Raw genomic sequence first — 19,921 nt, 5'->3', positions numbered from 1 at the left:
GTGGGGTAGCAGGACGGCGGCTGGTGCCGAAGAAAGTTTAGTTCTTTTCTTCTTCTGCCTCGTCGATGAGGTTGCGGGCGATGCGCTGCTGGGTAGTAATCTCCAGGTTACCGCGGTTGCGGGAGAGGATATTAGCTGCCCAGTTGACCAATACGGCCAAGCGGCTGCGCAGGCCAATGACGTAGGTCAGGTGCAGGGCCAACCACGCCAACCAGCCTGGGAAGCCGGAGAACTCGGTCTTGCCCAGCTTTACGACGGCATTGAACCGAGTCACGATGGCCATGGAGCCCTTGTCGAAGTACTCGAAAGGTTCCTTTTCATCGGCCGTGGACTCCTCGTCCACCTTGGTCTCGATGAGTTTGGCGACGTGCTCGCCGCCCTGGATGGCCACCTGTGCCAAGCCCGGCAGGCGGTTCAGGGACATCATGTCACCGATGATGTAGACGTTGTTGAAGTCACCAACGGTCATGTCATCGTTGACGGAGACGCGGCCGGCGCGGTCAGCCTCGACGCCGGCCTGGTCAGCGACCATCTTGCCCAGCGGGGAAGCGGCAACACCGGCGGACCAGATCTTGGTTGCGCCCTCGAGGGTGACCTCTTCATCGGTCTTCATGTTCTTGTAGGTCACGGAGTCTTCGTTGACATCGGTCACCATGGCGTTCAGGCGAACATTGACGCCTTCCTTCTCCAGGGTGCGCTGGGCGCGGCGGCCCAGGCGCTTGCCGAACGGCGGGAGTACCTGTGGCGCGCCATCAAGCAGGTAAATCTTAGCGGCGGAGGTGCCGTAGGTGGAGTAGACATCGCTAAGCGTGCGGTTAGCCAACTCCGCGATCTGGCCGGTGAGCTCCACACCGGTCGGGCCGGCGCCAACGATGATGAAGGTGAGGAGGCGCTCGCGCTCTGCGGGGTCATCGGTAAGCTCAGCCTTTTCGAAGGCCGAAATGATGCGGGAACGCAGCTCCAAGGCATCATCCAGGGTCTTCATGCCTGGGGCAAACTCCGCAAAGTGGTCATTGCCAAAGTACGACTGGCTGGAACCAGCGGCGACGACGAGGGAGTCATAGGAGTAGGTGCGCGAAAAGTCATCGAGCTCGGCCGTAACCGTCTGGTCCTCCAGGTTAATGTCGGTCACGTTGCCGTTGACAAAGTCCACATTATCCTGGTTGCGCAGCAGCTGGCGGGTCGAGGGAGCAACCTCACCTGCGGAAATCATGCCGGTTGCCACCTGGTAGAGCATCGGCTGGAACAGGTGGTGGTTCTTCTTATCGATGAGGGTGATCTCAACATCGGCGTTCTTCAACTTCTTCACAGTGTTAAGACCGCCGAATCCACCGCCAACCACGACAACGTGGTGACGGCTTCCGTTTGGACGATAAGGGGTATCAGTCATGGAATTAATGCGACCTTCCTCGAGAAAGCTTAATTTAAGTACCCGTATAGTGTAAACGCTCGTCACATAACGTGCATACTTGATACCCATTTACATGCGTTTCGGGTTTACTTTCCTGCGGAGCGTCTTGACCGAAACCGCTCAGAAACTGGCTAAAATAAGCCCACACCGTGACCCCTTGCACCCAGGAGCGCTCCTCAAACCATGAGTTTTTCCACCCCCGAGCATTTACGCTCCATCGACGCGGAGGCATGGCCCAATATCGCGACCGTGCCATCGCAGCGCTGGGCGACGCTAAAATCCCGCCGGGCCGAGGCGGAATTTGCCAAGGCCTGCGATAATGCCGGCTTGGAGCTCGAACTCGATGCAGCGGGCGGTCCCGATTTAAAGGTGGGCCACGATGCGCTCTTCGAGCGAATCGCCGCTACCGGATGGTTAGGTTTTGCCGAAAGCTACATGGCAGGCGAGTGGACCGTCGAATCCTCCGCCCAATTGGTAAAGGTTTTGGGCAAGCTCCTGCAGGTGGGATACCTCCCCAAGCCGCAGGGAGTAAGCGTCCGCGATTCCGAGCCAGGGGAGCTGCCACTCGACTTGGTGCGCCTCTATGCCGGCGATGGCCTCAGCCACGTTGGCGGGATTTTCTCCAGCGGCGTGCCGACGACGATCCGGGAAACGGTCGAAAGCTTTAGCCCAAAGGCCGGCGGCAGGGAGCCGAAGAGCCACTTTGTCGATGTCACCACGGTCAGCGAGCCCACCAACGTGGACCGGGATGACTTGGGTGAGGCGCAGCGCAGGGCGGCAGATTGGCTCCTCGATGCCACCCGCACCGGCGCCGGTACCCACCTTCTGGTCTATCCCGCTGCCGGGATGCAGGCCGCGATACGCGCTACCAAACGCCGCGCCACAGTCGACGTCCTGACCAGCGATGTCGAACAAATCACCCAGATGCGCGAGGCGCTTGTCTTTGCCGGAACGGAAGATTCTATCCACGTAGAGCGGATTCCGGATTCTGTTCCGAGCCCCAAGCAGTGGCGCGGGCACTACGACGCGATCATCAGCGTGGAAAAATTCGAGCAATTAAGCCCGCGCGAGCGCAAGGCCTATATCCGAGTCCTCGATCGCTTCCTTACCGCAAACGGGCGGGCGGCTTTTCAATCCATCGTGGCCACCGAATCCATGTCGGACGCGGCCCGAGCATCGTTGCAGGCCATGCGGGCCTATATCTGGCCAGGCCTCGACTACCCGCTGACTATGGATGTGCACCGGCTCGTGGATAAGAACTATCACCTGCGCATCGTGTCCGAAACGCACGTGGGCAGCCACTATATTGAGTCCCTGCGGCAGCAGCGATCCTTTTTTGATGGGCACCTTCGCGAGGCCGCCGCTGCCGGCTTTGATCCGGTTTTCCGCAGGTTATGGACCTTCCAATTCGCACTTCGCGAGGCGCTCATGACGCTCGGGATGATCGATTCCGTCCAATTTGGCCTAACCCACCGCAATCGCGGCGGGCGCCGTTAGGATTTTTATTGCTTTTTAGTGCGGAAGCTCGTCGAATTCGTCTAGCAGGTCAACGCTCGGGACGAAAAAGTTCGTACCGGTCAGGGCCGTGGAGAAGTCCAGGATCCGGTCGTAATTTCCCTCAGGATCGCCGATAAACATATTGCGCAAACGTTCGTTGATATCTTCTGGGTCTTTGGCATATCCAATGAAGTACGTGCCCATCTCACCTGCGGCAAAGGAACCGAAGACCATGTTCTCGCGGTAGATATCCTCCTCAAGGTCATTGAGGGCCACGTGGGAATTGGAGGGCTGCGCATCCTCATCGAGCTCCACGTCATCGGCCTTGGTGCGCCCGATAACGCGTTCTTGCTCTTCGGTGCTGATGCCGCTCCACTTATCTAGGTCATGGGTGTACTTTTGCACGGTGACGTAGGAGCCGCGGGGATAATCGGCGTCATCGGAAAGCAGTACCGTCTCTAAAGCTTCCTCGGGGAGGGGATTGGCGGTGCCATCCACAAAGCCCAGGAGATCGCGCTGGTCCAGATACTTGAATCCCTGGGTCTCATCGACCACGGTGGCGGCATCGCCCAGCTGGCGCAGGACCTGGCGCGCCATCTCGTGGCAAAGGTCATACGTATTCGCGCGGAAATGCAGCAGGATATCGCCGGGCGTAGAGGGAGCCTTGTACGTACCCTCCAGCGGCTCGAACTCCTTGAGCTTGTCCGGGCGGGGAGCGCTAGTGAGGCGTGGCCACATGGACGCGCCGATGCCGACGACCGTATAAAGCTCGCCCTCGTTGTGGCGGAAATTGACGGACTTGAAGGTATCGCCAAATGCGGAGAGCATGTCCCGAGTGGCTTGCTCGCCGCCTTCCGCAATATCCAAGACCAGGAACAGGGCGGCGCGGGAAGGCTTTTTAACAACGCGTTGAATAGTCATGAGCTCCAGCATATGTGTTGGCCTTGGGCGTTGCACGTTTGGTGTATGTGGTGCTGTGGTGCTTGGGTTCGGGTTTTATGTGGAGGATTTGATGCGTTTTGACAAATAGTGGGCCAATTTAGGGCTTTTGGAGGGCACTATTTGTCAATTTGGAACATACTGCGCTGTGAGTGGCTTGAACATTCTTGACTGACGGGCCTCGGCACGATGGGAGGGACTTCCACGGATCTAAAATGACATAATGTACATTATCGGACAATTATGGGGATCTGCAGGTTAAGCTGAGGGCGGCTTGAGCGTGTTTGGGTTGCGTGCGATCCCGCCTGTCGTGTCCGCAGTTCGGCCCGGAGCTTTGATCACCCTCTTTGTTTTGGATGCGGCGCGCTAAGGCTTGCAGGTTCCGTGGTTAAGTTGGCCCAGACTTTGCCGAGCAGCCTTTGAATGTCTGAAGCGAGCCAGCATTGCGAATCCGTTTGGGCTTGTCTGGGGTGTCCGGCGAACGAGTTCACGGCCCAAACGCCCGATTGTGCGTACGGGCGCCGATAGCGGGACTTTCCTGCCGCTAGGTCAGGGCCACTTATACCTCGACATTTAGTCACAGTGACGTTAATTAAAGGGGTGAAGCCTTGGTCCTCTATTGGTTTTTATAGGCGCTCCATAGCTGCCAGATGGTTAATACCGCCAGCAATGCTGCAACCGCAGTGACAATCCACATCTGCTGGACCGCGACGAAAATCGAGAAAGCTATGACGACTATGAGGCGGAACCACAGTGCGGAAATTAAGCGTCGAGAATTCATGGTCTAGTCCTTGTTCAGGGAGATGCGCAGGTTGATCTCGCCATCTTCAGCGACCTTGGCCGCCAGCATGTCAGGCGTCTCCACGTTGTAGTCCAGGCGGTTAATCGGAACGTCGCCGCCAATGACGATATCGTCACCGTCACGCAAGACATCGAACTCGTGGGTGATTTCCTGCGTCTTGTCCTTGATCGTGAGGTCACCGGTGAGCTTGACGGAGCCGATGGTGCCGTCTTCGGGGACATCGGCAAGCGAGGCGGGCTTCGCAAGAGTGAAGGAAGACTCTGGGAAGTCTGAGGTCTTAAAGAGCTTGGACTTCATGTTTTGGTCGCGGACCTTCTTGTCCGTGGAGAGCGCATCCATATTCACCGTGATGGTGGCGGATTCCAGCGTGGAATCGGAAATCTCCGCCTGGCCGGTGACCTCCGTGGTCGATCCGGAGGTGGACGTCCTCTCCGCGGGCAGAACCTCGTCGAAGGTAAAGCCCACCGAGGTGTGGTTATCGGCGCGACCCTTGGCCACGGACCAGGAACCGTCGAGCGGCGTTGAGGCTGCCTTGGCGCCATCGGCAGTCACGGGCTCCGTCTTGACACCGCCGCTTTTGAACAGCGAGTACACAATCGGGCCGATCGCTACGGCGGTAAGCACGAGGATTAAAACCACGAAGATGGAAACGACGAGTTTCCGGTTATAAAAAAGATTTTTCATCTACTATCGAAGTCCTTCTAAACGCCGAGCCAGCGAAATAAGCTCCTCACACAGACTGGAAAGCTCTTCCGCGCTCGCGCCTTCTTCTGCGGCGGTATGAATGTCTTCTGCGGAACACCGCAATTCAAAAAGGCCGTCGCGCAAACCTTGCACTTTATCTGGGCTTAAGATTACTGCATCGGCAGGAATATCCGTGCCACTGACATTGTTTCTTTGTTCATAAGCACGCTGTTTGCACGAGGCGCTGCAAAACTTACGTGGTCGTCCCCTACCGCCTTGGTCAATATCCTTTCCACACCATTGGCAGGAACCGACATTGCTTTCACGACTAGCTGTACGGATCACTCGATACACTTTAGTCCATTAAACGGTGGGCTGGGAACAATACCGCGTGGGTGTTCGTTATAATAAATAGCTCTTAGGCGAAACTATCGCCGTCAATCAGGGATCTCTTTGAAAAGGATGATGTTGCATGGCAGATCGCGTACTCCGTGGCAGCCGTATGGGCGCAGTCAGCTACGAAACTGACCGCGACCACGACCTCGCACCGCGCCAGATGGTGAAATACCGCACGGATGATGGTGAGATTTATGAGGTGCCCTTTGCACATGAGGCAGAAATCCCTGAAGAATGGATGTGCAAGAATGGCAAACTGGGCCACCTCGTAGAGGGTGAAGGCGTGGAAGCTAAGCCCATCAAGCCACCTCGCACCCACTGGGATATGCTGCGGGAGCGTCGCTCCATCGAGGAGCTCGATGAGCTTTTGGAAGAGCGCATTAACCACCTGCGCTCCCGCCGTCGGACCGCTGCTCGCCTCCTCAAGGAGCAGGAACAGCAGAAGAAGTCTTAAGGGCTCAAGCGGAATTAATTTAAGCCCGTACCCTGACTGCCATATTGGCACGGGGTACGGGCTTAAATTCTGCCTAGATTATTTCTTCTTAGTCAGCTGGCCCACCTGGTGCTTGACCAAGTATCCCAACTCATTGGCCAAATTGGTGGCCCAGCCCACACCGTTGCGGGCCTTCTGGCCGGCATTGTGCACGGAGCCGTATTTGACCTCGTGGTCCGCCAGCTTGGACACCTCGCCGGCGAAATCCTTCACCTGCTCCGCACGGTGGGCCACTCCCCACTTGGTTACCTCGAAGAGGGAGTCCTTGACAAAGGAACCATCCAGCTTGGATTCGCCGTACTCGCGCTCGGTGAAGGTGATGGGCACCTCGCGGATATCGTATCCAGCCTTGACCGCGCGGAAGGCCAAGTCCACCTGGAAGATGTAGCCGGCCTTGGAGAGCTCATCAAAGTCGATGTCTTCCAAGAGCTCGCGGCGGAAGGCGCGGTAGCCTGCAGTCATATCGGACAGGTCGGTGCCGAGCGCGAAGGAGATGTAGAGGTTGCCCAAGCGGGACAGGTACTCGCGGGATGCCGGCCAGTTAACGGTCTCGCCGCCTGGCACGTAGCGGGAACCGATGACGAGGTCCGCGCCCTTGTCAATCTCCTCCAGCAGCAAGTGCAGCTGCTCTGGGGCGTGGGAGCCATCAGCATCCATCTCACAAAGGACCTGGTAATCGCGCTCCAAGCCCCACTCGAAGCCGGCGATATAAGCGCCCAAAAGGCCGCCCTTGCCCTCGCGGTGCAGCACGTGAATGTGGTCATCTTCTGCTGCGAAAGCATCGGCCTTCTCGCCGGTGCCGTCAGGGGAATTATCATCCACAACGAGGATGTGAACCTCTGGCAGCGCCTCGCGGAGGCGGCCGGTAATCAAGGGAAGGTTTTCAATCTCGTTATACGTTGGGATGATAACCAGCGTCGCAGAATCAAGAGTGCTCACAGTAATTAATGCTCCTACTTTTCTTTAGCGCCGACACCGCGAGGTGTACGACCCAATCGGTTGGTACGCACGGCAATGAGTGCGCAGACGGTACCAATAATAACCATCAGCCACTGCATGAGCGAACCGTAGCGCACCGAAAACGTTTCACCGGATTTCAGCGGCAGGCTTTCTACCAGTGCCGCGGGCTCAAAGAGCTCCGTGGATTGGCTTACGCTGCCGTCCGGGTGAACGAGTGCCGAGACCCCGGAGGTGGCTGCAACCACGACGGCGCGGTCGGTTTCAAGAGCGCGCAGCCTACTCATGGCCAGCTGCTGGTACGTCATATCGGAAAAGCCAAACGTTGCGTTATTGGTTGGCGTCGTCAGAATCTTCGCACCGTTTTTGACTGACTCGTGGAAGGCGTTATCGAAGGAGACCTCGTAGCAGGTCGCCACACCTACCGCGACGGAATTCATGGAGACCACACCGGGCCCGTCCCCTGCCTTGAAATCCCCGGCGAGGTCGACGTAGTCCGAGAAATGCGCAAAGAAATCCCGCATGGGCATTGTCTCACCAAACGGCTGCAGATACTTCTTATGGTGGTGATCGCCCACACCATGGCCAGGGGTAAAGACTTGCATGGTATTGCGCGCGCCCACCTCATCGCGGGTGGCGGTGCCAACCAGCACTGGCGCGTCAATGGCATCGACGGCCCCGCTAATGGCTTGGGCCGCCTCGCCGTCGCGGAAAGGATCGATATCGGAAGAATTTTCCGGCCAGATCACCAGATCTATATCGTCTTCGCGGCGGGCTAGCTTCTCCGTTTCCTGGACGTGGTTATTCAGCACCGCCCGCCGTTGCCCGGCGAAATCTAAACCGCTGCGTGGCACGTTACCTTGGATAGCCGCCACCTTGGTATCGCCAACCTTGGTATCTGAGGGATCGATGCCGTGCCCAGTCGCGAGTCCCGCAATGAGCGGGAGGATAAGTGCGGCGCCAGCGGCCACCTTTACCCGCCCGCCGCGCAGCAACAAGCCGGCCAGGCCGCAAGCGCTCAATGCCGTTGCCACCGTAATCAGCGAGGTCCCACCCCACGGGGCGAGGTTGGCTAGGGGCCCTTCAATTTGTCCCCACGCCAGTTTGACCCAAGGGAAACCGCCAAAGGGCACCGAGGAACGCAGGACCTCAACGGCGAGGTATACGAAGGGAAAGACCAAAAATCCGTATCGCCACCGCGCCACAGCGGCCCCGAAGATACCTAAAAGGACCGCATATACCGAAAGCCAGATAGCAAGCGCCGCATAGGGCACGGTCCCAACCAACTCGCCAATCCAGGGCAGGCTCAGCAGGTACAAGACCAGGCCGTGCGTTACCGCCAAAAGGGAACTTGTAGACCCGCGAACCTGTCGCTCACGCCACGGCATCAGGCTCACATACAGCAGGGCGATGCCAATAATCGCGCCCCACCACCAGCCACGCGGCTCAACGGCGGTAAAGGTCAGCGCACCAGACATGCCCGCTATGACGAGGCGGGCGAAAAATACCGCCACTTATTTTCCACCCTGTGAGTTATCGTCGCCTCCGCGGGGACCGAAGTCATCAGGATCCAGGTTCTCGGACCAGTTGCGCAGCTCTTCCTCATCGATTACCTCGTGGGAGTCGCTCTGACCAGAGGACTGGCCAAAGGATTGCCCCGCTGCTTGCCCAAAGGAACCAAAGTTGCCATAGCTATCGTGCTGTTGCGCCATGGGCGATGCCTCGTAAATGCGCACACCCATCCTCTCCACCTTGCGGTAGATGGATACGGCCATAAACTTTCGAAACAGCGACCGCGTTGGGGCGAAGATGAGCAGAATCCCCAGAAAACTGGTCAAGAACCCAGGCAGGGACAGCAACATGCCACCGGCCAAGGTCAAGCCCACGTTGCCGGCGGTTTTTCCTACGTTGTCATCGCGCACGTAGTAGGTCCCGTCACCGGCCTGCTCTACCTGTTTACCCATCAGCCGGCGCACCTCAATGCCGGCGATGGACATGCCAAAGAACATCGTGATGAACAGGGCAATGAGCGCCCAAAAGACGCCAATCCACTCGGCGACGGCCCAGAACGCTAAGGTTTCCGCCAGCATATAGAGGACGAGATATAAAATCGGCATAGCTTCCAGTTTAACGAGCATTGCTGACGATATGCTGGCAACACTCAGGCTACACTGGCAAGCTATGCATTACCCCGAATTTTTCCAGCACCCCGAGTCCGGCACTTGCCTGCGCCTGCACGTTGTGGGCGGATTTACCAGCCCCAATGATTGGATCCATTTGGGTTATTGCGCGGCGCACTGGGCCGATGGCAGCGTCTACATTCGCCCCAATTCCGCCATCGAGTTGCGGGGAGTTACAGACAAGGCCCAGCTTGCGGCGGAGCTGGATAAATTAGAGTTGCAGAGCTTCCACATTCCCGTGCTGGCCTCTCCCCTTTCTGCCGCGGCGAAGCAGGCCGCGCGCGAGCTGGCCACGCACCTGTATACCGAACAGCCCGGCTTGGAGTCGCTCGCGATTACCACTACCGACGACGATCTCCCGGCTTCTGCCACGCAGGTCAGCATGCGGCTGCTTGACGATGCCACCTTGGATATCATCCAGTCCCCCGCCACCAACAGCCCTTCCGCAGGCCTCTCGCTTGCCGATGCCGCAGCCCACCTCCAACGCCTCGGTGCGCAAAGCACCGAGACGAAGGGCACTGGGGCAAGTGGCGCGGAGCTTAACGCGGAACCAGGGCCGATTGGCTGGCTGGACGAGCACCAGGCAGATGGCGTGGTCGACCTTGGCGCGGGCGTCCACCAAGGCGCCATCCCGGCGCAGTTCGCGCAGCTTATCGGCCAGCTCGAGGTGGCCATCACCGTCACCCCGTGGGGTGGCTTAGTCTTTCACGACATCGCGGAGGGCGATGCCGAGGTCGTCCTCCGCGTGCTCGCCCCGCGCGGTTTCATCTTCGACATCAACTCGCCCCTGTTGCGGGACGGCGAGGCCGACTAACGCGGCATGTGCCGCCACACGGGTCGGGGCACCAACCGCATAACCCATGCCAATGCTTGCAGCGCCTTTGGGATCCACAGGGTGTGGCTGCGCGCCTGACCGCGGCGGTCATCGGTATCTATGCAGGCGACGACGGCATCGGCGACATCGCCTGGCCGCACCGATAGTGGGGCCGGTTTCATTCCTTGGGTCATGGATCCAATGACGAACCCGGGCCGCGCGGTAATCAGCCCGAGCCCGCTGCCGTGCAACCTGTCCGCGAGGCCCTGGCAAAAAGCATCCAGGCCAGCCTTGGTGGAACCGTAGACATAATTGGCGCGGCGGGCCCGCCACCCAGCGATGGAGGAAAAGGCCACGATATGGCCGCGCGGCATCGATTGCGCCGCCACCGTGAGCACGGAGACCTGGGCGGTGTAGTCAATGGTGGCGATCTGTGCCGCGTGGGCAGGATCGGTGTCCGCCCTATCTTGATCCCCCAGGATGCCAAAGGCGACCACGGTAAGTTCAATGGCGCCGACGCGTTCCTTGGCCTCGGCAAAGATTTGGCGGTGCTGGGAAAAGTCCTCCGCGTCAAAGGACAGCTGGTGGACGCTGCGCGCACCAGCGGCCTTTAGCTGGGAGGTAATCTCCTCAAGCCCATGCGTCCCGCGCGCGGCGAGGACGATGTCGTTGCCACGGGCCACGCGCTGGGCGATTTCGCCGCCGATATCGCTGCGCCCGCCCAAGATCAGTACGCCAGCCACTTAGCGCACTTCGCGTTCAACGACGTTGAGGGACTCGTAGCCATCCTTGGTAAGTACCACGATGTCCTCGAGGCGCATGCCCCACTGGCCCTCCAGGTAAATGCCCGGCTCGATGGAAAAGGCCATGCCCTCTTCCAGCGTCAGGTCATTGCCCTCCATGATGAAGGGCTCCTCGTGGGTCGAAAGGCCAATTCCGTGGCCGGTGCGGTGAACGAATTTATCGCCCCAGCCGGCATCGGCAATAGCCTTCCTCGCAACACCGTCGATTTCTTCGGCCGTGCTGCCGGGCTTGGCGGCGGCACGGGCGGCCGCTTGGGCATCGTAAAGCACCGCATAGGCATCCTGGAAGTCCTGCGGCGCCTGGCTGAGATCGCTGCCTACGACGTAGGTGCGGGTGCAATCGGAGTGGTAGCCGGAGGGCAAGGTGCCTCCGAGATCCACGACGACGGGCTCGCCCGCAGCCAGCTTCCGGTCGGAGAAACTGTGGTGCGGATTGGCGCCATTCGGGCCGGAACCCACGATGACGAAGTCAATGATGGAATGCTCTTTGAGGATGAGCTTTTCCAGTTCATGGGCCACCTCGGCCTCGGTGCGGCCGGGCTGCAGGAGCTCGGGAACCTGCGCATGCACGGCGTCGATGGCCTGGCCGGCCTTGCGCAGCTCCGCGATTTCCGCCTCGTCCTTGCGGGTAAACAGCTCCGCGAGCGCGTAGGTGGCAAGAACGTAGTCTGCATCAGATACGAGCCCCTGGAACTGCAAAATATGATCCGCCGTCAGGGATTGGCCCAGCGCGACCTTCTTGATCGACGCAGCACCCTGGAGGGCGAGTTCGTAGGGATTATCGCCGTCATTCCACCCGCGCAGCTCCACATCGAGCTTGCCGACGGGCGCCGATTTAATATCCGTAATATCCGTATTCGGCGAGACGATCCACGGCGTGCCGCTTTGGGGAACGGCCAGCACCGTCAGGCGCTCGTGGGACGATACCCACGAACCGGTCAAGTAGGCGAAATCGGGGCCGGTGCCAATCAGCAAAAGGTCAATGCCCTGCTGGGCGGCCGCTTCTTGTGCGGCCGCGAGCCGGCGGGAATATACTTCGGGAGAAAAAGCCTGAGTAGTCATGCCCTCAGTCTACTAGTCAGTAGGACGAGCTAGCTTAAGCCCCGATCGCGACGACCCCGCGTTGGATGGCATCGATTGCGCGGCGCGCGTTGCGCTGGATCTGGCCATCGTAGCCAGTTTTGGCGATTTGCTGCAGGAGGTCCACAACTTGGCGGCACCACCGCACGAAATCACCGGGGGTAAGCTCCGCGCCCGCTTCATTGGCCGCCGCCATGCAATAGCCCAAGGGCGCACCCGCTGACCACAGGTGAATCGCCAGCGCAAATCCGGCTTCCGGCTCGCGCGTTGGGGGCAGGCGGTGGCGCCGTTCATCCGCGCTGAGCTCGGTATAGATGCGCCAGGTCGCATTCATGGCATCGGCCATGCGGTCCGTAGCTGCCTCCGGCTGGCCACCAGTGGCCTTCCTATTTTCAAAGCAGCACAGGGAAGCAACGCCGGCCAATTCCGCCGGATCCAGCTCATCCCAAATGCCGCGCTTCAAGCACTGGGCAACGAGCAGATCGGATTCGCTATGAATCTTGGCCAGGCGCTCGCCTTCCTCAGTGATGACCGGCGTGCGATCGCTGCCCGCGCCAGAGGACTCGACATAGTCCATCTCCGCGAGCAGATCCACGATGCGTTCAAAGGTGCGGCCCAGCGTATCGGTCGCCTTATTCACCTTGGCCTGCAGCTTTTCGAGGTCGCGCTCGCGCCGTGCCAACTTCTGCGCCACGCCAGCCAGTTGCTCCCTATCGGTGGCGGGCCACTCGTGTGCAGGGTGCTCGCGAATGGCATCGCGCAACTCGCCTACCCGCTTATTTGGCCGCAGGCGCGGCTTCGACTTCATCCGCTTCGGGCGGTCAAACTTTTCGCGGCGGAAGAGATCCTGGATGTACTTGGTATTGCGCCGCGGATTCTTCCGTACCGGCTTCGGGATCTTAATGCGGCCCAGCTGAATCGGTGGATTGCTAATCCCGGTGGCATCGATGCGCCCTGACCAGCCGGATTCCGTGGTGACCCACGGGCGTGGATCTTCAGTCTGGTTGGCCGGGGTGACCACTGCGGCAAGGGTGGGCCGTTTCTTCCCGGCAAGCGCGATGACGTCACCTAATTGCAGGCGGGCTAGCACTGCGACCACTTCCTGGGTGCGTTGGTGTTCCTTATCAACCTTGGATTGCTTTTCTTCTGCCGTCAGCTCGCGGCGCAGCCGGATATAATCCATGAGCACCTCGGCGGGATCCTCGCCGTCCTTGGCTGGTGGTGCGAGGGCAGCGACGGCATCGTCAAGCTGCTCCCGCAACTCGCGCACGCGATGCTCCGCCCGTTCAAGTTCACGAGTTTCTTCCACCACGGAGCCATCGGCTTGGAACTGTGCAAAAGACTTTTCTAGCAGCCGCAGCGAGTCTTCAAAACCGAGCATGCCCAGCAGGTTAATGGCCATGTTATAGCCCGGCGCAAACGTGGAAATGAGCGGATACGTGCGCGTCGATGCCAAACCGGCGACAAAACGCGGATCCATAGCAGGAGCCCACTGCACGACCGCGTTGCCCAGGGTATCGATTCCGCGCCGGCCGGCACGCCCGGTTAGCTGCGTGTATTGGCCCGGCGTGAGATCCACGTGCGCTTCGCCATTGAACTTAATCAACTTCTCAAGCACCACCGTGCGAGCGGGCATATTAATGCCCAGGGCAAGGGTTTCGGTAGCGAATACGGCGCGCACCAAACCGCGGACGAAGAGATCTTCTACGATGTGGCGAAACGCCGGGAGCATCCCTGCGTGGTGGGCGGCAAAACCGCGCGAAAGCGCCTCGCGCCACCGACGGAAATCCAAGACCTGCAAGTCCTCCTCTGGGATGCCTTCGACGCCGGCATCGACGATGGCCTTGATCTCTTCTGCTTCCTCTTGCGTCGTCAGCACCATCCTGCTGCGCAGGCACTGATAGAGGGCGCCATCGCAACCGGCGCGGGAAAAGATGAAGGTAATCGCGGGCAGCATATCTTGCGATTGCAGCACCTTCAGCACCTCAGGGCGCCCTAAGGGGCGGTAGCGATCTTGCGGCCGGGAGGAACCAGAACGCCCGCCCGCTTTACCATGAAATTCGCTGCGCCCTCCGCCCTTGTGGCGCGCCCTCGCGCGAAAACCCTTGCCGGATTTATAGTCCGCGCGTCCATCATCGCTATCGCCTGCCTCCAAGCGCTGAATGCGGCGCTCTAACTCAGAATTGACCTGGCCGCCGGATTCCGGCTCAAAGAGCGGATAAATCTTGCGGCCCAACATCATCCATTGATCGAGCGGAACGGGACGGTGTTCGGTCACAATGACCGAGGTATCACCCCGGACCGTAGCGAGCCATTCACCGAATTCCTCGGAATTGGACACGGTGGCAGATAGTCCAATGATGGATACGTGGTCCGCCAAGTTCAAGATGACTTCCTCCCAGACCGCACCGCGGGAGGCATCTGCAAGGAAGTGGATTTCATCCATGACCACGTGGGTAAGCCTATCCAGCGCGGGAGAATCCGCGTAGATCATATTCCGCAGCACCTCGGTGGTCATGACGACGATTTCGGCATCGGCGTTGATAGAGACATCGCCAGTGAGCAGACCAACGGCATCATCGCCGTGCTCAGCAACGAGGTCGTGGTATTTCTGGTTGCTCAGCGCCTTAATCGGGGTGGTATAAAAGCACTTCGTGCCGCGGCTTAGTGCCAAAGACACGGCGAACTCGCCAACGACGGTTTTACCTGCGCCGGTAGGGGCGCAAACGAGCACCCCTTGGCCATTTTCTACCGCCTCACACCCCTGCACCTGGAACTCATCCAAGGGGTATGGGAGGCCGGCGGCGAAGGTATCCAGGTGAGTTTCAGTCATATCTCACAAGGCTACCCGTGCTTAAAGCACATCGTCGAAAAAGCCGCCTGCATCGGTAGGCCGGTGCGGCCCCTTGCGATACTCAGCCTGTTGCGAAGCGCTATCCGATGCCCCCTTTTCCCCGCGGACCATCTGCGATGACGCACTAGGTGCCGCGGGCTTTGGCGAGGCATACACTCCCGAGGGGGCATCGACAGGCGCGGGCCCGCCTACGCCCGTGGGGCCCTCATCAAGCGCGGACGCGGATTCATCATCGAGATCCATCCATGCAGGGCGCTCACGGTTCTGACGTTTATCGTGAACGCGGCAGAACTGGAATGCAATCTCAATAAGCAATAAGAGGCAGGCGGACAAGACCACCATCGTGAAGGGATCTTGGCCCGGAGTCACGAAGGCGGCGAAGATCATCACGGCGACGATGATAATGCGGCGCTTGTCCTTGACGTGGTTATATTCCAAGACGCCAATAAGGTTGAGCGAGACGATCAACAGCGGAATCTCGAAGCTGATGCCGAAGATGAGCAAGAGCGCCAAGAGGAAGTAGAAGTATCGCTCACCGGTTAATGCTGCTGTTTGATACTCGGCGCCGATGCCGATGAGGAATTCTAGGCCCACGGACAAGATGAAGTAGGCCAAGATGGCGCCCACCAAGAACAGGAAGACGGCCACAGCGACGAAGCTTAAGGTATAGCGGCGCTCATTCTTATGCAGCCCAGGGACGATGAATGCCCACACCTGGTAGAGCCAGACCGGGGATGAAAGCACCGTGCCTGCCAAGGTGCCGACCTTCAGGCGCAAAATCAGCATCTCGAAGGGGCTGGTGGCAAGCAACCGACACTCGCCGTCGTTATTGAAATTGGCCCGCTTATCTTCCGGCAAAGAGCAATACGGTTCGCGCAGGATTTCTCCCAGCGGCGGAATCCGGAAGGGCGCCTGCTGGTACCAAATGAAACCGATGATCGCGCCGATGACCAAGGCCAGCAAGGAGATGATGATCCTTCGCCGCAGCTCTTGCAGGTGCTGCACCAAGGTCATCTCGCCCGTAGGGTTCTTGGGCTTGCGTGAAAAACCTCGCCGCTTGCGGCGCACGCGGGTTCCTGGTTCGCCGGCAGGGTGGGACTGTGAGGACATCAATTTGGCTCTTTCAACGCACAAGAGCGAACACTACCCTGCCCACTCGATTTCTGAGGGCCGGTCTCCGACACGGCCGACGAGTGCATAGGCAGAGCGTGTTCGCCTTTTTAGCTGGCAGGCGTTAATTCTGAGAGGAAGAGTTTCCCTGCTGGTGGCCAGGTTGCATATCCGGGCGGTTCCAGAACTCCTCATCGGACTGCTGGCGCTTCTGGCTCAATTGAGCTTGCGCCTCAGAGCGCTTGGAGTCCTCCGATTGCATTTCATTGACCTCGGATTTGAAAATGCGCATCGAACGGCCCATGGAACGAGCAAGATCGGGCAATTTCTTCGCGCCAAATAGCAAGATGATGACAAGAACAATCAGGCCGATTTCCAATGGTCCTAAGGTCATAAGATCCTCTTTCGGTTCTTCTTTGCCTGCGCCGGGTAGCCGCCGCGGGCGCTCCCTTCGCGGGGAATAGTCGCGGGGCACGTGTAAGACGCATGTGCGTGCAGTAACTGAAAATTAAGTATAGCCCTTCAACGCGGCATTCCCGCGTTCCGCAATGAGATTCACGATAGATTGCGGGGCTATAACGCGTAACCTATCTGCCTGACCGAGGGCGAAACGAACCACCCAATCTACCGAACCCACCTGCATTGTCGCAGCTATGGTGCCGTTTTCTAGGCGTTTTCCTAGTTGCATGTCGTAGTATTCTGCCAACCAGGTGAATTCTTCGCGGATGGCTAATTCCACGGAATCCGCCGTACCTAAATTAAAGGGTGCCGCAGCGTCGAAATCCAACTCCTTGAGACGCGGATGAGCGGTTTCCTCGGTCAATTCGGCATGCTTGATGCGGTCGATGCGGAAGGTCCTGTGCCCCTGCTTTTCTTCCTCCCACGCCGCGAGATAAGGCTCCGCATCCACGATGAAGATCCGGGCCGGATCAACTAGGCGCTCGGTTTCCTTATTAGATGAAGCACTCCAATAGCGCATCCGGATGCGCCGTTTTTCATTGAGCCCGCGGTTTAAGGTTGCCTGGATATCGAATTCTTGCGGGTCCACCGTCGATAATGTGTCATAAATGCTCAGCGTGCGCTCATCCATAATGGAGCGCAATTTTTCCGCGGCCGACTTAATCGCTCTGGCATCCAGCAGCCCGGGCATAGCCTCGAGGGATTCTAGGGTAAGCAGGAGTGCGCCGGCCTCGGTTGGGGTAAGCCGCAATGCTTGTCCGAGACCTTGGTCGTTGTAGATGGTGACCCCATCGCGGTAACTGAAAGAGAGATCGATGAGCTCCTCGGTATTGCGGCCGGTCCCAGAGCAAAATAGCCGGTCCACGGCATCTTTGAGCTCTCCTGGGTCCATCCCCAAATCCGCGGCTGCCTCCATCGGGGTTTTATCCGGATGGTTTTGAAAATATGGGATGAGGTTGAGCGACCGGACGAGCGCCTGCAGTTTATGAGATCCATCGGCCATTGGTTTACTCAGCTCCGTTGTGGTTGGCGGCTGTGCGCAAAAGGTTAATGATGTCAGTGCGCACCTCAGGGGGATCGAGCACTTTTACTTCTGGGGCATAGCCCGCTGCGGTGCGCACCAACCAATCTTTTTGGACCCCGGTCAGCACTACGGTGCCTTCGGCGGTGCGCTCCCCCGCGCTTTCTAGCTCTTGGGCTTGACCTTCAGGGATATGCAGGGTCGCATCTACCTTTTCGCCGCGTTGTAGTGCTTCTTTGACGAGCTTGTCGATGTCCACCGTCGGCTCGATGTGCTCAGCCGGCTGGTGGGACCGCTTGATATCGGAAAGCCTTAAGGCTCGGAAGACGCGCGGGGCGGCGCGGTCAACATCGAAGCCAACGATATAGATGCGGCTTTGGTGGTTGACCACTCCCCAGGGATCCATGGTGCGGCGCACTGTCTCTGCTGCCGGATGGGGGCGGTAGGCAAAGGTAATGCGGACTTTATTACGCACGGCGGCCAGGACGAAGGTGATGACCTCGGGTGCGAGGCGGGTGATGTCATTGACCGCGGTATAGACGGGCGCGCCCTCCAGGTTGCGAGAAGCGCCCGAGGCGGCGATCTTGGTCCACCCGGACAGGGAGAAATCGCTCAATCCACCAGGGGTTCCCACTCCCCCTGCGATGCCAAGCACCATCGCTTCTTCCGGTGAAAATTCCACCGGCGGGAGCTGGTAATTGCTTTGGTCGAGGCGGTACGAGGCGCCGTCTTCCCCACCGGTGTGCACGATGGGGACTCCGGCGCGTTGCAAGGTGGCGATATCGCGAGCCAGCGCCTTGGTAAAAGCCTCGTCGGATTTATCGCTATAACCTGCGACGTGGCTGCGGATCCAGGCCGCGGAGCGGTCCGGTGAACCACCCGAATTCGCCGCTCCTTGCAGCGCAAAGGACAGGTTGGTGAGCCTTTCTACCGCCGCATCCTGCCGGCTCGGCGTGGATCGTGATGCCACCACGTTGTCTACTCTCCCCAGTGCTCAATGTGCACGCCCTAGGCGTGATTATCGTGCATATAGTCTAGCAATGCCTCAACGCGCGGATCTGTGGACGCGAAGGGATCGAGCAGTTCCTCGGTGCGCGGTTCTGGGCGGTTGACCTTCAGCCGCGTCCAATCCACGGTCACGTGCGCGCCGCATTCTTCGGCCGCAGCAAGGAACTTTCCGCGCAGCGCCGCGCGCGTGGTCGGCGGCGCAGCAGATACCGCACGCTCGATGGACTCATCATCGATCCAGCGCTCGACCATCCCGCGGCGCAGCAGGACATCGTATAAGCCTCGCCCGGGCCGGATATCGTGATAGGTCATATCAACCTGCGTCAGCTTCGGATGCGCCCAGTCACCGCCCAAACGGGAGCGGTAGCGCTCGAGCAGCTCGAGCTTGATCACCCAATCAATCTCGCGGTTCACGCCGGAGAAATCTCCGGTCTCGATGGCGCGCAGGATGCGCTCCCACAGGTCAACGACGCGCTCCAATTCCGCCGTGGGCGTGCCGGCGTCTTCGCGGTGAGCAAGCCAATCGCGGGCCCGCGCGCAAAGCTGCTGCTGGACCTCCAAGGCTGTAATGGTTCCCCCGCTAACAAGCGGCAACGGCGTTGAGCCGGTCACATCGCGCGCAATGGAGCGAATGTGGTGGATTGGATCTGCGATCTCGAGCTCGGGTAGCTCGAAGCCTGCCTCCAGCATCTCTAACATGAGCAGGGTGGAGCCGACCTTTAGTGCGATGGTGGGCTCTGCCATATTGGAATCGCCCACGATGATGTGCATGCGGCGGAAGCGCTTGGAATCCCCATGCGGCTCATCGCGGGTATTGATGATGGGCCGGGAACGGGTGGTCGCGGACGATACGCCCTCCCATACCTGATCGGCGCGCTGGGATAAAAGGAATTGCGCGGGGTGATCGCCCTTGGCAGGCTGTACCATTCCCGCCCCGCAGATAAGTTGGCGGGTAATCAAGAACGGCAAGAGCGCCACGCCCAGGTCTTTGAGCACCATGTGCCGGCTAATGAGGTAATTCTCGTGGCAGCCAAAGGAGTGCCCGGCGGAATCGACGTTGTTCTTAAAAAGGTAGACCGAGCGCTCGTTTCCTTCTTCGGCCAAAGCGTCTTCTGCCTGCAGGGCCAGGCGGTTCATCACGCGGTCACCGGCGCATTCATGGGCGATGAGCTGGCTGAGGCTATCGCATTCGGCGGTGGCTACCTCAGGGTGCGAGCCGACGTCGAGGTACAGGCGGCTGGCATTGGTGGCAAAGATATTGGACGAGGCGTACTTTTCCACGATCGGCCGAAAGAGCACGCGCGCAACCTCATCCGGACTTAATGCCCGCTGGCTCTTCGGCGTCGCGGTGGACAGACCATACTCGGTTTCGATGCCCATGATCCGCCGGGCAAACACGGGACGGGTGGATTC

19 protein-coding genes are annotated in these 19,921 nt (G+C 59.3%); 3 read left to right on the top strand and 16 right to left on the bottom strand.

Annotated features, from left to right (window positions below):
- Positions 1–37 precede the first annotated feature (37 nt).
- Positions 38–1,390, bottom strand: a complete 1,353-nt coding sequence (locus ACP8KU_RS05650) for an NAD(P)/FAD-dependent oxidoreductase (protein ID WP_023030756.1) — start codon at positions 1,388–1,390, stop codon at positions 38–40.
- A 204-nt stretch (positions 1,391–1,594) separates the two neighbouring features.
- Here ACP8KU_RS05650 and ACP8KU_RS05645 point away from each other — a divergent pair, with 204 nt between their 5' ends.
- Positions 1,595–2,908, top strand: a complete 1,314-nt coding sequence (locus tag ACP8KU_RS05645) for a class I SAM-dependent methyltransferase (protein WP_484484127.1) — start codon at positions 1,595–1,597, stop codon at positions 2,906–2,908.
- A 15-nt stretch (positions 2,909–2,923) separates the two neighbouring features.
- Here the strand turns inward: ACP8KU_RS05645 and ACP8KU_RS05640 are convergent, their stop codons facing one another.
- The 4 genes from ACP8KU_RS05640 to ACP8KU_RS05625 all read right to left on the bottom strand — a co-directional run bounded on the left by ACP8KU_RS05640 (position 2,924) and on the right by ACP8KU_RS05625 (position 5,678).
- Complete coding sequence (locus ACP8KU_RS05640) at positions 2,924–3,829, bottom strand: Dyp-type peroxidase (protein WP_023028805.1); 906 nt, start codon at positions 3,827–3,829, stop codon at positions 2,924–2,926.
- Positions 3,830–4,463: 634 nt separating this feature from the next.
- Positions 4,464–4,628, bottom strand: coding sequence for a hypothetical protein (locus ACP8KU_RS05635; RefSeq protein ID WP_023030753.1), 165 nt, complete (start codon positions 4,626–4,628; stop codon positions 4,464–4,466).
- A gap of 3 nt (positions 4,629–4,631) precedes the next feature.
- Positions 4,632–5,333, bottom strand: a complete 702-nt coding sequence (locus ACP8KU_RS05630; RefSeq protein WP_484484126.1) for a YceI family protein — start codon at positions 5,331–5,333, stop codon at positions 4,632–4,634.
- 3 nt (positions 5,334–5,336) lie between these two features.
- Complete coding sequence (locus tag ACP8KU_RS05625; protein ID WP_081443662.1) at positions 5,337–5,678, bottom strand: hypothetical protein; 342 nt, start codon at positions 5,676–5,678, stop codon at positions 5,337–5,339.
- A gap of 127 nt (positions 5,679–5,805) precedes the next feature.
- Here ACP8KU_RS05625 and ACP8KU_RS05620 point away from each other — a divergent pair, with 127 nt between their 5' ends.
- A complete protein-coding gene (locus tag ACP8KU_RS05620) occupies positions 5,806–6,183 on the top strand; it encodes an RNA polymerase-binding protein RbpA (RefSeq protein ID WP_005279221.1) in 378 nt (125 codons plus the stop codon).
- Between the two features lie 78 nt (positions 6,184–6,261).
- On the opposite strand, the gene ACP8KU_RS05615 is transcribed toward ACP8KU_RS05620, so the two are convergent.
- Genes ACP8KU_RS05615 through ACP8KU_RS05605 form a run of 3 tightly spaced genes read right to left on the bottom strand, consistent with a single transcriptional unit; the run spans position 6,262 to position 9,296 of the window.
- Positions 6,262–7,161, bottom strand: a complete 900-nt coding sequence (locus ACP8KU_RS05615; protein WP_484484125.1) for a polyprenol monophosphomannose synthase — start codon at positions 7,159–7,161, stop codon at positions 6,262–6,264.
- A 14-nt stretch (positions 7,162–7,175) separates the two neighbouring features.
- Entirely contained in the window at positions 7,176–8,693 is a 1,518-nt protein-coding gene (lnt, locus tag ACP8KU_RS05610; protein ID WP_023028809.1) for an apolipoprotein N-acyltransferase, read from the bottom strand.
- Positions 8,694–9,296, bottom strand: a complete 603-nt coding sequence (locus ACP8KU_RS05605; protein ID WP_023028810.1) for an FxsA family protein — start codon at positions 9,294–9,296, stop codon at positions 8,694–8,696.
- 64 nt (positions 9,297–9,360) lie between these two features.
- On the opposite strand from ACP8KU_RS05605, the gene ACP8KU_RS05600 reads away from it, so the two are divergent.
- Positions 9,361–10,173, top strand: a complete 813-nt coding sequence (locus ACP8KU_RS05600) for a precorrin-3B synthase (RefSeq protein ID WP_284610978.1) — start codon at positions 9,361–9,363, stop codon at positions 10,171–10,173.
- Here ACP8KU_RS05600 and ACP8KU_RS05595 read toward each other — a convergent pair.
- The 8 genes from ACP8KU_RS05595 to pafA all read right to left on the bottom strand — a co-directional run bounded on the left by ACP8KU_RS05595 (position 10,170) and on the right by pafA (position 19,888).
- A complete protein-coding gene (locus ACP8KU_RS05595) occupies positions 10,170–10,916 on the bottom strand; it encodes an SDR family oxidoreductase (protein ID WP_023028812.1) in 747 nt (248 codons plus the stop codon). The two genes, ACP8KU_RS05600 and ACP8KU_RS05595, sit on opposite strands and share 4 nt — an antisense overlap.
- Positions 10,917–12,038 carry a M24 family metallopeptidase gene (locus ACP8KU_RS05590; RefSeq protein ID WP_023017502.1) on the bottom strand — a complete coding sequence of 374 codons (1,122 nt, stop codon included), beginning with the start codon at positions 12,036–12,038 and terminating at the stop codon, positions 10,917–10,919. It abuts the gene before it with no gap.
- A 34-nt stretch (positions 12,039–12,072) separates the two neighbouring features.
- A complete protein-coding gene (locus ACP8KU_RS05585; protein ID WP_484484124.1) occupies positions 12,073–14,889 on the bottom strand; it encodes a DEAD/DEAH box helicase in 2,817 nt (938 codons plus the stop codon).
- 21 nt (positions 14,890–14,910) lie between these two features.
- The gene (gene tatC / locus ACP8KU_RS05580; protein ID WP_369707511.1) at positions 14,911–16,020 is read right to left on the bottom strand and encodes a twin-arginine translocase subunit TatC; all 1,110 of its coding nucleotides are present in this window, start codon (positions 16,018–16,020) and stop codon (positions 14,911–14,913) included.
- A 124-nt stretch (positions 16,021–16,144) separates the two neighbouring features.
- Positions 16,145–16,414, bottom strand: coding sequence for a Sec-independent protein translocase subunit TatA (tatA, locus tag ACP8KU_RS05575; RefSeq protein ID WP_005279210.1), 270 nt, complete (start codon positions 16,412–16,414; stop codon positions 16,145–16,147).
- Positions 16,415–16,528: 114 nt separating this feature from the next.
- Positions 16,529–17,482 (bottom strand): helix-turn-helix transcriptional regulator, encoded by a 954-nt coding sequence (locus ACP8KU_RS05570; RefSeq protein ID WP_023017499.1) that lies wholly within the window; start codon positions 17,480–17,482, stop codon positions 16,529–16,531.
- Positions 17,483–17,486: 4 nt separating this feature from the next.
- Positions 17,487–18,473, bottom strand: coding sequence for a helix-turn-helix transcriptional regulator (locus ACP8KU_RS05565; protein WP_237800803.1), 987 nt, complete (start codon positions 18,471–18,473; stop codon positions 17,487–17,489).
- A 35-nt stretch (positions 18,474–18,508) separates the two neighbouring features.
- A complete protein-coding gene (pafA, locus tag ACP8KU_RS05560; protein WP_484484156.1) occupies positions 18,509–19,888 on the bottom strand; it encodes a Pup--protein ligase in 1,380 nt (459 codons plus the stop codon).
- Positions 19,889–19,921: the final 33 nt, after the last annotated feature.

It is taken from the genome of Corynebacterium sp. LaCa_282, assembly GCF_057198125.1.
Note: the sequence above shows the minus strand (reverse complement) of the source record. Positions and strands in the feature narration are given on the sequence as shown.

Coding starts and splice junctions, on each gene's coding strand:
- ACP8KU_RS05650 (WP_023030756.1), bottom strand. CDS start 1,390: ATGACTGATACCCCTTATCGTCCAAACGGAAGCCGTCACCACGTTGTC.
- ACP8KU_RS05645 (WP_484484127.1), top strand. CDS start 1,595: ATGAGTTTTTCCACCCCCGAGCATTTACGCTCCATCGACGCGGAGGCA.
- ACP8KU_RS05640 (WP_023028805.1), bottom strand. CDS start 3,829: ATGACTATTCAACGCGTTGTTAAAAAGCCTTCCCGCGCCGCCCTGTTC.
- ACP8KU_RS05635 (WP_023030753.1), bottom strand. CDS start 4,628: ATGAATTCTCGACGCTTAATTTCCGCACTGTGGTTCCGCCTCATAGTC.
- ACP8KU_RS05630 (WP_484484126.1), bottom strand. CDS start 5,333: ATGAAAAATCTTTTTTATAACCGGAAACTCGTCGTTTCCATCTTCGTG.
- ACP8KU_RS05620 (WP_005279221.1), top strand. CDS start 5,806: ATGGCAGATCGCGTACTCCGTGGCAGCCGTATGGGCGCAGTCAGCTAC.
- ACP8KU_RS05605 (WP_023028810.1), bottom strand. CDS start 9,296: ATGCCGATTTTATATCTCGTCCTCTATATGCTGGCGGAAACCTTAGCG.
- ACP8KU_RS05600 (WP_284610978.1), top strand. CDS start 9,361: ATGCATTACCCCGAATTTTTCCAGCACCCCGAGTCCGGCACTTGCCTG.
- ACP8KU_RS05590 (WP_023017502.1), bottom strand. CDS start 12,038: ATGACTACTCAGGCTTTTTCTCCCGAAGTATATTCCCGCCGGCTCGCG.
- ACP8KU_RS05585 (WP_484484124.1), bottom strand. CDS start 14,889: ATGACTGAAACTCACCTGGATACCTTCGCCGCCGGCCTCCCATACCCC.
- tatC (WP_369707511.1), bottom strand. CDS start 16,020: ATGTCCTCACAGTCCCACCCTGCCGGCGAACCAGGAACCCGCGTGCGC.
- tatA (WP_005279210.1), bottom strand. CDS start 16,414: ATGACCTTAGGACCATTGGAAATCGGCCTGATTGTTCTTGTCATCATC.
- ACP8KU_RS05570 (WP_023017499.1), bottom strand. CDS start 17,482: ATGGCCGATGGATCTCATAAACTGCAGGCGCTCGTCCGGTCGCTCAAC.
- pafA (WP_484484156.1), bottom strand. CDS start 19,888: ATGGGCATCGAAACCGAGTATGGTCTGTCCACCGCGACGCCGAAGAGC.